14 protein-coding genes, 1 other RNA gene and 1 pseudogene are annotated in these 12,648 nt (G+C 60.0%); 5 read left to right on the top strand and 11 right to left on the bottom strand.

Annotation, left to right across the window (positions count from 1 at the left end; all coding sequences use genetic code 11):
• The gene (gene fumC / locus LJD17_RS12300; RefSeq protein WP_227384478.1) at positions 1-1,392 is read right to left on the bottom strand and encodes a class II fumarate hydratase; all 1,392 of its coding nucleotides are present in this window, start codon (positions 1,390-1,392) and stop codon (positions 1-3) included.
• A 75-nt stretch (positions 1,393-1,467) separates the two neighbouring features.
• Here fumC and LJD17_RS12295 point away from each other — a divergent pair, with 75 nt between their 5' ends.
• The gene (locus LJD17_RS12295) at positions 1,468-2,904 is read left to right on the top strand and encodes a cytochrome P450 (protein WP_227384477.1); all 1,437 of its coding nucleotides are present in this window, start codon (positions 1,468-1,470) and stop codon (positions 2,902-2,904) included.
• A 21-nt stretch (positions 2,905-2,925) separates the two neighbouring features.
• Here the strand turns inward: LJD17_RS12295 and LJD17_RS12290 are convergent, their stop codons facing one another.
• Together LJD17_RS12290 and ssrA are read right to left on the bottom strand one after the other, a co-directional pair.
• Positions 2,926-3,546, bottom strand: a complete 621-nt coding sequence (locus tag LJD17_RS12290) for an SspB family protein (RefSeq protein WP_227384476.1) — start codon at positions 3,544-3,546, stop codon at positions 2,926-2,928.
• Between the two features lie 24 nt (positions 3,547-3,570).
• Positions 3,571-3,927, bottom strand: a transfer-messenger RNA (tmRNA) gene (ssrA, locus tag LJD17_RS12285).
• An 80-nt stretch (positions 3,928-4,007) separates the two neighbouring features.
• On the opposite strand from ssrA, the pseudogene LJD17_RS12280 reads away from it, so the two are divergent.
• Together LJD17_RS12280 and LJD17_RS12275 are read left to right on the top strand one after the other, a co-directional pair.
• Positions 4,008-4,535: pseudogene (locus LJD17_RS12280) on the top strand (thymidylate synthase); the annotation flags it as partial.
• A 271-nt stretch (positions 4,536-4,806) separates the two neighbouring features.
• On the top strand, positions 4,807-5,613 hold the full coding sequence (locus tag LJD17_RS12275; protein WP_227384475.1) for a thymidylate synthase: 807 nt from the start codon (positions 4,807-4,809) through the stop codon (positions 5,611-5,613).
• Here the strand turns inward: LJD17_RS12275 and LJD17_RS12270 are convergent.
• Complete coding sequence (locus LJD17_RS12270; protein ID WP_227384474.1) at positions 5,571-6,374, bottom strand: AI-2E family transporter; 804 nt, start codon at positions 6,372-6,374, stop codon at positions 5,571-5,573. The two genes, LJD17_RS12275 and LJD17_RS12270, sit on opposite strands and share 43 nt — an antisense overlap.
• A gap of 447 nt (positions 6,375-6,821) precedes the next feature.
• Between LJD17_RS12270 and LJD17_RS12265 the strand changes: the two genes are divergently transcribed.
• Complete coding sequence (locus tag LJD17_RS12265; RefSeq protein ID WP_227384473.1) at positions 6,822-8,000, top strand: YsnF/AvaK domain-containing protein; 1,179 nt, start codon at positions 6,822-6,824, stop codon at positions 7,998-8,000.
• 401 nt (positions 8,001-8,401) lie between these two features.
• On the top strand, positions 8,402-8,641 hold the full coding sequence (locus LJD17_RS12260) for a DUF6489 family protein (RefSeq protein ID WP_227384472.1): 240 nt from the start codon (positions 8,402-8,404) through the stop codon (positions 8,639-8,641).
• Positions 8,642-8,834: 193 nt separating this feature from the next.
• Here LJD17_RS12260 and LJD17_RS12255 read toward each other — a convergent pair whose 3' ends face one another.
• The 7 genes from LJD17_RS12255 to LJD17_RS12225 all read right to left on the bottom strand — a co-directional run bounded on the left by LJD17_RS12255 (position 8,835) and on the right by LJD17_RS12225 (position 12,551).
• A complete protein-coding gene (locus LJD17_RS12255) occupies positions 8,835-9,269 on the bottom strand; it encodes a hypothetical protein (RefSeq protein ID WP_227384471.1) in 435 nt (144 codons plus the stop codon).
• A gap of 48 nt (positions 9,270-9,317) precedes the next feature.
• Positions 9,318-9,521, bottom strand: a complete 204-nt coding sequence (locus LJD17_RS12250; RefSeq protein ID WP_227384470.1) for a hypothetical protein — start codon at positions 9,519-9,521, stop codon at positions 9,318-9,320.
• A 66-nt stretch (positions 9,522-9,587) separates the two neighbouring features.
• A complete protein-coding gene (locus tag LJD17_RS12245) occupies positions 9,588-9,809 on the bottom strand; it encodes a hypothetical protein (protein WP_227384469.1) in 222 nt (73 codons plus the stop codon).
• Between the two features lie 43 nt (positions 9,810-9,852).
• Complete coding sequence (locus LJD17_RS12240; protein WP_227384468.1) at positions 9,853-10,092, bottom strand: hypothetical protein; 240 nt, start codon at positions 10,090-10,092, stop codon at positions 9,853-9,855.
• Positions 10,093-10,414: 322 nt separating this feature from the next.
• Entirely contained in the window at positions 10,415-10,642 is a 228-nt protein-coding gene (locus tag LJD17_RS12235; protein ID WP_227384467.1) for a DUF6894 family protein, read from the bottom strand.
• A 296-nt stretch (positions 10,643-10,938) separates the two neighbouring features.
• Entirely contained in the window at positions 10,939-11,088 is a 150-nt protein-coding gene (locus LJD17_RS12230; protein WP_227384466.1) for a hypothetical protein, read from the bottom strand.
• Between the two features lie 287 nt (positions 11,089-11,375).
• Positions 11,376-12,551 carry an AI-2E family transporter gene (locus tag LJD17_RS12225; protein ID WP_227384465.1) on the bottom strand — a complete coding sequence of 392 codons (1,176 nt, stop codon included), beginning with the start codon at positions 12,549-12,551 and terminating at the stop codon, positions 11,376-11,378.
• Between the last annotated feature and the right edge of the window lie 97 nt (positions 12,552-12,648).

The following is a 12,648-nucleotide window of genomic DNA, read 5'->3' as shown; positions in this document are numbered from 1 at the left end:
TTAGCCTGGCGCCAGCATGGTCTCGGCGCGAACCACGGCATCGAAATCGGCCTCGGAAACACCGGCCTTCAGGGCCTCTTCCTTGAGGGTCGTTCCGTGCTTGTGCGCCGACTTGGCGATCGCGGCGGCCTTGTCGTAGCCGATGCTCGGGGCCAGAGCCGTCACGAGCATGAGGGAACGCTGCATGAGGTCCTTCAGACGCTCATGGTTCGGCTCGATTCCCACGACGCAATTGTCGGTGAAGCTGACGGCGCCGTCCGCCAGGAGGCGGATCGACTGCAGCACCGCATTGGCGATCACAGGCTTGAACACGTTGAGTTCGAAATGCCCCTGGCTGCCCGCGAAGGTGACCGTGGTCTGGTTGCCTGCCACCTGGGCGCACAGCATCGTCATGGCTTCGGCCTGGGTCGGGTTGACCTTGCCTGGCATGATTGACGATCCGGGCTCATTCTCGGGCAGCGAGATTTCGCCCAGTCCGGACCGTGGGCCGGAACCCATGAGGCGGATGTCGTTCGCGATCTTGAACAATCCTGCGGACAGGCTCGACAGGGCGCCTTGGGTAAAGATCAGGGCATCGTGGGATGCCAGGGCCTCGAACTTGTTGGCGGCCGAAGTGAAGGGCATGGCTGTCAGTTCCATTACCTTCGCGGCGAAGCGGTCCGCGAATTCCGGGTGGGCGTTGAGGCCCGTGCCAACCGCGGTGCCACCCTGGGCGAGGGCATAGATGCCCGGCAGGGTCGCCTCGATGCGGGCGATGCCGAGCTGAACCTGCATCGCATACCCTGAGAATTCCTGGCCGAGGGTTACCGGGGTTGCGTCCTGCAGGTGCGTGCGGCCGATCTTGACGATGTCCTTGAAGGCTTCCGCCTTCTCATGCAGCGCCTTGTGCAGGTGCTTGAGGGCCGGAAGAAGACGGTCATTGATCTCGCGTGCGACGGCAATGTGCATCGCCGTGGGGAACGAGTCGTTGGAGGACTGTCCCATATTCACGTGGTCGTTCGGGTGAACCGGCTTCTTGGAGCCGCGCTCGCCGCCAAGGCGCTCGATGGCGAGGTTGGACAGAACCTCGTTCATGTTCATGTTGGACTGCGTGCCCGAACCGGTCTGCCACACGACCAGGGGGAACTCGTCGTCGTATTTGCCCTGGACCACGTCGGCTGCGGCGCTCACAATGGCTTCGGCCAACCGGGGGTCGAGCTTGCCGAGGTCCTTGTTTACCAAGGCGGCCGCCTGCTTCACGATGGCAAGGGCATGGACCAGCGGGATGGGCATGCGCTCGCCGCCGATGCGGAAATTCTGGATCGAGCGTTGCGTCTGGGCACCCCAGAACTTGTCGGCGGGAACTTCGATGGGGCCGAAGGTATCTGTTTCGGTGCGGGTGGAGGGCGACATCCTGACCTCTTTCGATAGGGTTTCGTGTTCTTATCTCAAGTTTTCAGGCCCGCAACAGCGAACGAGCATGATGGCATGGCAAATTCTGTGACGGACCCCTTCGAAACACCACTTTTCCGTCCTCCCGCGCCTCAGCCCCGCTCCGAACCCATGGGGCTGCTGTCATTTCTCCTCGCGGTGCGCCGGAATCCTCTGACCACCTGGATGGATCGGCATTTCGAGGAGCCGGTGATCGCCGGCGACGGCGTCCTGGGACGCATGACCGTCGTCAATGATCCTACCATCATCCGGCATGTCCTGCTCGACAATGCCGCCAACTACCGCAAGGACGATCTCCAGCTGCGTGTCCTGGCCCCTGGCCTCGGACGCGGGCTTCTGACCGTAGAGGGCGAAGACTGGAAATTGCAGCGCCGGACCCTGGCGCCTCTTTTCACCCCGCGCACGGTGGCGAGCTTCTTTCCGGCGATGGTCGAGGCGACGGATCGGCTCGTTCGCCGGTGGCAGCGCCGCCCGGACGGCAGGATCGTCGACGCCTCCGTCGAGATGACCCGCATCACCCTCGATGTCCTGGAGCGCACGATCTTCACGCAAGGAGTTGCCTGGGATCCGGATGCCCTTGCGGGTGCGATCAGCCGCTATTTCGAGGGCATCGGCCGTGTCGATCCCATCGACATCTTCGGCTTTCCCAGCTGGGTCCCGAGGATCGGCCGATTGCGGGCGCGACCCGCCATCCGCTTCTTCGACGAACTGGTTAATGAACTGGTCGATGCGCGCAAAGCTCTGATTGCCCGCGGAGACCCGGCGCCCCAGGACCTTCTGACCTTGCTGCTCAGGGCGTCCGACCCGGAGACAGGCAGAGGATTGAGCGACGAGGATGTCCGGGCCAACATCGTGACCTTCATCGGCGCAGGGCACGAGACGACGGCCAATGCCCTGTCATGGTCGATTTATCTTCTGTCCCAGGACCCCGCATCCCGCGCCCGGATCGAGGAAGAGGTGGATCGGGTCCTCGGCGACGGCCCCTTCCTGTTCGAGCATCTCGATAAACTCGTCTTTACCCGTGCTGTCCTCGACGAGACGCTGCGCCTTTATCCGCCGGCCCCGTATCTCAGCCGTGCAGCCATCAAGGACGATAAAATCGGATCGCTCGACATTCCGGCGGGGTCTGTCGTGACCGTGGCGCCTTACGTCCTCCATCGCCACCGCAGGCTCTGGGACGAGCCGGATGCCTTCAATCCCGAGCGTTTCATGCCGGAGAAGCGGGATCGTATCGATCGGTTCGCTTATCTGCCTTTCGGGGCCGGACCCCGGGTCTGCATCGGGGCGAGCTTCGCGCTCCAGGAGGCGACGATCGTTCTGGCCAGCATCGTACGGGCCGTGCGTCTCGATCTGGTGGATGGGCACGAGGTGAAGCCCCTGCATCGGATCACCCTTCGACCCGAGGGAGGGCTCCCGATGCGCCTCACTCACCGCAAACAGGTCCCGGTCAAACGCGAGGGCGCCCTGTCCTGATACCGCTAAAAAAGGGCCTGATCAGCTCTTTTTGCGGAAGGCATCGAGGCTGACCACCTGGGCGCCGCCATCGCCGCCTGCCTTTGGTTCCTCGCCTTCGTCGGCCTCGGAAGCGTCCGGCTGCTGCTCGACCTTGGCGGGTTTTTTCTCGTCTGGTTTCTTCTCGGCGGGAGCCGGTCCGGCTTTCGGTCGCTTCAGCTCGACGGGCTGCGAATCGCCGCTCCGGGCGGGAGCCGCCGGTGTGGGCTCCTCCGTCTCAACCTCATCCTCGTCCTGATCCTCATCTTCCGTGTTGAACTTCAGGCCGAACTGAACGGAGGGATCAAAGAACCCGGTGAGAGAATCGAAGGGAATCAGGAGCCGTTCCGGAACGCCGGAAAACGACAGGCCGATTTCGAAGGCATGGTCGGTGACGTTGAGATCCCAGAACTGATGCTGGAGAACGATGGTCATTTCCTGCGGGTACTTTTCGCGCAGGCGATTCGACAGCCGGGCCCCGGGATAATCCGTGCGGAACGAGACGTAGAAGTGATGCTCGCCCGGCAGGCCGTCCTTCCCGGCATCGATCAACACCTTGCGCACTACGCCTTTCAACGCGTCCTGCACAAGAAGATCGTAGCGGATGAGGTCTTTACCGGCCATGAGGGAGCCCTTGAGAAAAAGGAATGTGGAAGCTTCTGTTGCCAGGCGCCTCCGGACCCCGCCTAACAGTGCTACCCGTTAGGACTTTGGATCGGCTTTAGGGACCGCTTACGCAGCCACTGCAACCGGAGCATAGTTGTCGTTGGCAACTATTGAATAGGCCCGATAACGGCGGAACCATGCCGAGCGAAAGTCTATCCTTTACGCCCTCGTCGATCCTATTTCGCCCCCGCCAAAACCCAAGCCGGGCTTGAGCTTTAGTGGAGGCGCCGGGTACCGCCCCCGGGTCCGATGGGTTTATTTCGATAGCCGTTTATCGCCATAGCTGACCTTGCGGCCAGCTCACCCAATATAAGAAAGGCGGATCGATTTTGAAAGAGCAGGGGACAAGTTCGGTGAGAATGAAATGCGCTCTCGGAACGATCCCGGACGCTGGCGTATAAGAGGGCGAGGAGCATTCCATGCAGGCCTATCACGATCTTCTCAGGCGCATCCTGGACGAAGGTGTCCGGAAGGACGACCGGACCGGAACCGGGACGATTTCCGTCTTCGGCCACCAGATGCGTTTCGATCTGAGCCAGGGCTTCCTATTGGTGACGACGAAAAAGCTCCACCTGCGCTCCATTGTCCATGAGCTGCTCTGGTTCCTGAAGGGCGACACCAATGTGCGCTATCTCCAGGAGAACGGAGTCACGATCTGGGACGAATGGGCCGATGAGAACTGCGATCTCGGACCGGTCTACGGTAAGCAATGGCGCTCGTGGGCGAAGCCTGACGGTGGAACGGTCGATCAGATCCGGTGGGTGCTCGACGAGATCCGCCGCAACCCCGATTCCCGCCGCCTGATCGTTTCGGCCTGGAACCCGGCCGATCTCGACCGGATGGCGCTCGCCCCATGCCATTGCCTGTTTCAGTTCTACGTGGCGGAAGGGCGGCTTTCCTGTCAGCTCTACCAACGTTCGGCGGATGTTTTCCTGGGCGTGCCATATCTTTCTAATATGACGTCCGACTATTATCCTCAGCCTACGCGTCAAGGCTCTGAAATGGTTAGCAGAACTCTGCACTGAGAGTCTCCTGGCTATGATAGCCGGGGGATCGGCGCGGATAAGGCCTGATCGGATGCACGCCCAGCAGGGAACTAAGCGCCGTGGGTAAAACACTTCCTTAACCTCGTGGTGGATTATGGTAGGTTGCGGCCTTCAGATCTAAGGTCCGCCTACACTGCCGACCTCCTAGACAGCTCCGGAGTAACGATCGTCGATGTACCACCCTGAGGAACAGTACCTGAATCTTCTTCGCGACCTGCTGGAGAGGGGAGTGGAGCGTACGGATCGGACTGGGGTCGGAACCTTGTCGACATTCGGTCGCCAAATGCGCTTTGATCTCTCCGATGGCTTTCCACTCCTAACCACCAAACGGATTTTCTTCCGGGGTTGTGTCCATGAGCTCCTTTGGTTTCTCAGCGGTAGTACAAACACCCGCTATCTCAAAGAAAACGGGGTTACTATCTGGGACGAATGGGCGGATGAGAATGGCGAACTTGGCCCCGTCTACGGTAAGCAGTGGCGCGCCTGGGAAACCAAGGACGGCCAGACCATCGACCAAATCTCCTCTCTGGTGAACGGACTGAAATCCAATCCTCACAGCCGCAGGCTCTTGTTTACCGGATGGAATGTGGGCGAACTAGACCAGATGGCCCTCCCACCTTGCCATATGGTATATCAATATTACGTATCGAATGGCCGCCTTTCCGGGTTGCTCTTCCAGCGCAGCGCGGACACATTTTTGGGCCTCGGCTGGAATCTCTGTGAAGCCGCCTTGCTCATCCACATGCTGGCTCAGCAGACGGGGCTAGAGCCCGGTGAGTTGATATGGTCGGGGGGTGACGTTCACCTCTATCTGAATCATGTGGACCAGGCACGAGAGCAGTTGACCCGCGACCCTCGGCCATTTCCTACACTCCGTCTGCGTCGGAAACCGCCCTCGATATTCGAGTACGCATTCGACGATTTCGAGCTCATCGACTACAATCCGCATCCAAACATTCCGGCAAAAGTGGCTGTTTGAGAGGTCAGCAAGCACTCGCGCGAACACGGCACCGACAACGAGGCTCTGCCCAACGCGCGATCACCTGACTCTGAGCGAAAGTCATGCAGAATGCGTGGCGTCAGCTTCGATCGGCTCTTCAAATCTCTGCTACCCCTGTGGCCTGCGGGTGCGCAGAAGTTCCTTCGCCACAGGCAAGCCGGGTGCAACCGCGCATTCGATGAAGGGATTCGACCCAGCAGGATGAAGATCACGAAGATGATCACGATCCCAGTGGTCGCGGCGGGGTGGATGAGCGGGGTGATGAAGGCGCCGAGGGTTTGCAGGGCGCCCGGATCGGGCTGGCGCACTTCCACCGGGATGGGCTTCGTCTCGGTGGCAGGCACGGTGCTGGGCGTCAGCGGATTGGCCGGCAAGGATGTCCCGGCCTGCGGCCTGTCGAGTTCCTTGCCCAGGTCCTGCAACACATCCGCGGCCCGCTCGAGGGCGCTGCTGCCGGCAGCGGAGCCGCGCAGGGACTGCACCTTCTCGCGCATGGTGGCCTGGTAGCGCGGCAGGTCCCCGGCGAGCTGGGTGACCTGCGTCGCCATGACGGTGGCAAGCGCCGTGATACCCGCAAAGGCAACCAGGACGACGCCGACAACCGCCAGCGCCCGTGGCACGTGAGCCTTCTGCAACAGCCTGATGAGTGGAGCCAGCACAAAGCTCAAGAGTATGGCGAGCGCGACCGGAACGAAGACCTCGCGCCCGACATACAGAGCCGCGATGACGAGAGCGATCATGCCGACGACGCCGAGGCCTGCGGACGGCGCGACGGGGGAAGGAGGTCCCGCTCAGCGAGCGTGGGCTTCAGGTCTGACATTGTTGTGAGTTCCCGGGCCGCCGTCAGCTCGGTTGCAGCGGCCCGGCCCAGTGCGACAACGCCTATACAGCCGTTTCGCTCCGTTGCCCGGCTTAGCGCTGTCCGGCACGCCAAAGGAAACTGCCCGTTGCTCAGGAACTGTGGGGTCCTAAAGGCGTTGCCATGGTGCGATGCAGCAAATTCCTTCGCTGTTGCGAGATTGTCTTCCTAGTATCTGCGTCGTCGCTCTCCAAAGGCTAACCAATCCCAAACTCCGCTCGCTTCGGGGAGCCATTGCTTCGCTCTTCCGGCACCGTTCGTAACAAGCGGATCGGGCAACAGATTCCGCTCAGTATTGCGTCTGGCTCCAATCTTTCATGAGGACGACATGACGACCATCAGACAACTGCTTCAGACCAGCCCGGCCAAGGCCAACGAACTTTTCGCCAAGCTCATGGATACCTCGGACGGCGCGGTTAAGACGCGCGAGAGGCTGTTCGCGGAACTCAAGGCGGAATTGGAGCTGCTCGCCAGGCTCGAAGAAGAGCACCTGTTCCCGGTGCTCAGGAAACACAAGGCCACCAAGGGCCTTGTGTCCGAAGCGCTCGCCGACAACAAGCAGACCCGAATTCTGCTCGATGAGATTGAGGCCACCCCCAAAGACAGCGAGGAGTTCGCTACTAAGGTTGCCGAGTTGCGCAAGATCCATCAGCAGAGTGTACGTGACGGGAAGAACGAGCTGCTGCCGGCCACCCTGGAGGCACTGAGCGACGAGGAAGCCCAGGCTATCGTCGATCGCATTGAGGCCGAGAAGACCGAGATCGAGGAAGCCCGGTTGGCGGAGGCTGAACAGCGCCGGATCGAGGCAAGGCTCGAGCGTGAGCAGGAAGCAAGGCGTCTTGCTGACCAGGAGGATGAGGCCGAGCGCGAGCAGGAGGCCCGCGCGACCGTCCGGCAGACCGCAGACGCCGTCGCACGGACAGGCGAGGCCGCCGCTGAGAGTGCCGCGCAGATGATCCGGACGACGGCAGAGGCCGCGCAGCGGGTCGCGACCGCGCCCATGAGCACCGGCTCGGTCCTCTGGGATTCGATGTTCAACCTCTGGACGGCTCCGCTGGGCCGTGCCGTGGCGCGACCCACCGCTGGGCAACTGTCGACGCAGGCGGAGGAGGTCATCCCGCTGGCCGAAGAGACCCTCGTCGTGGGCAAGCACACGGTGACCAGCGGCACGACTACAGTGCGCCGCATTGTCGTAGAAACGCCGGTTCAGCAGCAGGTATCGCTTTATGATGAGAAAGTCATCGTGGAAAGGCGCAGACCGGTCACCGATGCCGTGACCGGAGAGAGCCTGACCGAGCTCACGATCGAGATGATCGAGACGTCCGAGAGGCCTGTGGTTGGGAAGAGCGTGAAGGTGCGGGAAGAGGTCGTCGTGCGCCGAGAGCGTACTCGACGGATCGAGACTGTGCGGGACACCGTTCGGCGGGACGAGATCGAGGTCACGCACTCCGACGAGAACCATCGTTCCGGCAAGACACGGCCGGCAATCGCCTCCAGCCGCAAGTAAGATCACGAAAGCAACGCCTTACCTTGCACACGGGTCGTTGCCCTCGACCACGACCCGTGTGCCCGTAACCGGAACAGGAATGCCGATGTCAGGGACTTCACCAAATCATCAGATCACGTTCCGTGACAGCCACCTTGTTTCCCATAGAGAATCCGGTTTCCGCGGTGGCGCGCTGCTTTCTCCTGAGGAGAACGGACCAGTGCTCCCTGGCTTGAAAACGAGGCGTTCACCCTGCATGACGCCTACTGGTGCCACGAAACGGCCTTGTCAGTCGCTTGGGGTTCGCGGCCACAAGGGCATGAACCGGATCATGGGCGGCCACTCCGAACCAGCCCTGTTGATCGCCGTTGTCATGGAGATCCACGTCGGCCAAATGGCTGACCTCCGACAGGAGACTTCAAATGAAGGTCACGGTGAACATCGATTGCACACCAGAAGAAGCACGCGCCTTCTTCGGTTTGCCGGATGTGCAGCCCATGCAGGAGCACTTGATGAGAGAGATGCAGGAGCGCCTGTCGGTGAACCTGAAAGCGATGGACCCAGAGACGATGATCAAGACCTGGTTACCGACCGCCGTCAAAGGCTTCGAACAATGGCAGGACATGGTTGCATCCCAGATGAGCTCGACACGGACTAAATAGATACCAGTGCGGCGGTCACTGTCGTTCTAGGAATTTGAGCGGGATCAAGGATCACCGAGAAGGTCTCATGTGTCCGCCTTCCCCACCTCGCCGACCCTCCCAAGGCGGTCGACCGTGACAGGCCGCAGATGACAGGACGAAAATGATAAGGAATGCTCACCAAATTGCCTGATCTATTACAGAGAAGTGATTTTCAGCGGGGTTCATCCATCTCCGGGAAAGCAGCCTGATCAGCTTTGTTGCGCGCGAGAAGGGCTTGCAAGACCGCCAATATGGCTTCATCCGCCGCAGCCGCCGCCAACTCGAAGGCAGCTTCTGCGTAGGTCTCTGCCTCATCAGCCTGAGCATTGAGCAGATAATCCTTGTCATGTTCATTCTTTGGAACGTGAAGAGCATGCAATCCGGACTTCTTTTCCGCAACCCACGTCTTTGCCCTGGCATTGGCCGCCTCAACGGCAGCGCGATGGTCGTAGATGCGTTGCTCGACACGGTCGAGTTGGCTCTCAAGAGCATCCTGTGAGTGATTGAAGCTTGCGGCGCCGTTTGACTTTAAGGATTCAAGCCGGCGGTCCAGGCCGTGGAGCTTGATGCGAAGCTCATCGCAAAGGCGACTTATTCTCTCGCTCATGCGAGGCTCCTTTCGGGCTCAATGGTGCTGGGGCAGCAGGCCCCTGGCCTAGCTCTCTCTTGCCGACCATTCACGGCTATACTGACTCACAATCCCCGTGCTGAAGACTTTTGCTCCCGCACCAACGCCATGGGCTTCCGCCGCTGCGGCGTTGATGGCGGCAACGCGGGAGTCGTACTCGCCATGATGTTTGCCATTCACGCGAATGCGCCAAGCCCCATGGTGCTTGACGACGTAAAATTCGGTCGACATCGACGGATCTCCACACCTGTGAGCCTGGAGTGAGGGCTCGGGCCCGCTCCAGGTTCGAGAAACTGATCAAAACTGCTTGCCTGCCATCCAGCGCGCGACGTCAGCCTTGGCCGTCTCATAGGGCAGGCCGTAGCGTATTTTTACCATCGCAACGAGTTGCTCCTCGTTCTTGATCTGCGACAGGTCCAAGATCGTCAGGCAACTCCACTGGCGTTTCGCATCATCACGGTAGCCTGTCTTGCGAGTTACTGTTTCGTTGCTTTCGCCGCCTCTAAAGCCAAACATCATAGCCTCCATGAATTGGGGCTGGTCTCGTCATACAGCGACCAGCTCAAAGCTGCTTCTCCAGGCCCCAGAACTCGACATCTCTGGTCGCCTGCTCGTGGGAGAGACTGTAGCTCTCTTCGACTTTTTCGATGAGTTCCGATGGGGTCCGGATCCCCGACACCTCTAGTGCCGTCAATCGATCCCACCTGGCCTGCATTATCGGCAAGGCGTGAAGCGTCAGTCCAGGGCCGTTGTGCGTTCGATAGTGCTGAAGATCGAACATGAAGCGGCTGTTCGGGCACATGGGGAACCTCCCCCTCTCATATAAGAACCTTGGCCGCCGCGAAGTAGGCGCAAAGTTTATCTCAAATTAATATGGTGGGTGCGCGCTGCAATTACAGGTAATCTAGAAAATAAATACCAAGTAAATATGATTCTTATATCTACGATTTAGGCAATATATCATGCTGAGAAATAATAAATGAAGTCGACATGAGGATTATTTACTCAGAATATTCGACATGGTTCAGTCAAGGAGCAGAACAATGTTAGGCCAGCAGTCGTCTCGGTTCTGCTCATCGCCGGGTGCCTCCTCCTCTTCGAAGCGGGCACTCGAGAATGAACGGTCAAGCATTCCCAGACACTGCGGCAAAGGAGGACAAGATGTTCGATAAATCTCGCCTCCCCTTGATCAATGATCCACTGAACCTGACGCTCGTCATCGTTGTAATCGCGGCCTCGATTGCCGTTTTCAGAGCTTCCGCGTGGGCTGCATGCACATCGGGCAGGTCCTGCCCTTCCTCGTCCTGTTTGAAGCCGTTCTGGTCATGGAAATGAAAGAAGAAACGGGGCATGGACGCTTCAGCGCTTGCGGACAATAACTGTCAACGCCGGGGGCCTCCCTCCCTGTTCCACAAGGGCTTACTCATCAGGCTGCCTATGTTTCCGGGGCGCCGATCACCTGAGCCATCCTGTAAGGCCTCGCAATGATGATCCCTCCAGTGACAGGCTGCATTTGCACCGCATAGCCTGTCGCATACAGGACAGACAGATCGGGAAAGCATTCGCTGTAGGCTCAGGTCGACACCCAGCCATTGCCTCCCTGCTTGACGCTCACCAGCGACACGACGACCGCGTGCGGAAAGTAGGCCTAGCGGATAGGACCGCCGGGTTCATAGAGCACCTGACCGTGCTCCAGTTCGACGAGGTCGAGATAAGGCTTAAGGGCCGAAAAGTGCTCCGCTTCCAGGCCGGCCGGGAGCCAGTTCGTGCGATAATCAGCATCGAGAGCCTTAGGCATGGCTGGGTCCCGTTCACGCAGATGCGTGAGGATCGCCTCAGCATATGTGGCTTCCACAAACGGCCTGCCTAATAGTGCCGCGGTAAGCCATCGAGGGTTATTGCACGAAACGGCTTGTGAGCCCCATGCCAGTCGCGAGATGATGCGCTTGTTCCACCGACCCCCATGTACAGACGCGTCTCCCTGCTTAGAGACTGGTCCCCAATCCCGGATGGCAGGAGAGCGCGCCGCGGCAAACGTCTCATCCGATCAACGTATCGGATGACGCCAGTACCATGATGGTCATTCTAACGTGCCGAAGTCTCGGATCCCTCGAGGAAGTGTCCTAGGACCTTCAGCGGGCGCACCCGATCACAAATGATCTTCAGAATCGCCAGCATCGGAACGGCCAAGATCGCGCCGGGCACGCCCCACATCCAGAACCAGAACACCAACGACAAGATCACCAGCACGGGATTCAACGTGAAGCGCCGCGCCAGAAGCATGGGTGTCAGAGTTTCGCCCTCGACGAGGTGAATGCCGAGATAGAGGGCCGGCGGCAGCAGCGCCCACCATAAGCTGTCGAAGCTCAGCATTCCGGCGAGAAGAAAGACGCCGACCCCAAACAGCGGCCCCAAGATCGGAATATAGTTGAGCAGGAAGGCTGTGGCCCCCCACAAGAGGGGATCTCCCAGCCCGCAAAGATACATTGCGGTCGCGGTTGCGACCCCCACCGCCGCATTCATGGCCGTGATCGTCACGAGATAGGCGGATATGTCTTCCTCGATCTGCTGGGAGATGTCGACAGCTTGCCGTTTGTCGCTGAACTTCGGCAGGATTTCGACCATGCGCCGAAGGAAGAGATCGCCCGATACCATTAGAAAGTAGAGCACCAGAATGGTCGTAAACAGGCCATCGAGGATGGACCGCGTTCCCGCGAACAGTGCACTTGTCAGGCCAAGATCGCGGCGAACCGCAATGGTGGCCCCCTTTGGTCCGGAAGCGTTGGCGGCCTGCTCGGTCTGCTCGATAACTTTCTGCACCGCTTGGATCGGCCCCTTGAGAACAACCAGGTGGGCTTCGAGGCGCGGTATGCCCTGCGGCAACCGTTCCGCCCACGTCGCGGCGGGGATTGACAAGGCCGCTACAGCACCCACGATCGTTCCGGTCACCAGCAGGATGGCTACGAGCGCTCCAACGGCCCGGGGGAAATGCATACGCTCCAGGAGACGCACAGCGGGCTGCAAAAGCAGCTTCAACACGAAGGCGAGCACGACAGGGAGGATGATCGCGCTTGCCACGTAGAGCGCCGCCAGGAAGGCCAACGCGAAAAGTCCACCGAGATAGAACGTCTGCGGATTGGATGGCAGCGGCATCTCTGCCTCGTCGGAGGTCTTCATCGGCACGGCATGCGGCTCCGGCGGCTGATCATCCTGGACGGGTGCCAACGGGGGGCGCTGCGGTGGCGTTGAGACGGGAACCATGGCCGTTCTCCCTTCCGGAGCGTGAGCATGTCCCTGTGTCCACAGTGGACCATACCCGGTTTCGTCGACCCTTGCTAGAAAAGCTATTCCCAAGGTG

Source organism: Microvirga rosea (genome assembly GCF_020595095.1).
Lineage (GTDB): Bacteria > Pseudomonadota > Alphaproteobacteria > Rhizobiales > Beijerinckiaceae > Microvirga > Microvirga rosea.
The sequence above is the reverse complement of the archived record's forward strand: the minus strand, read 5'-3'. Positions and strand labels throughout refer to the sequence as shown.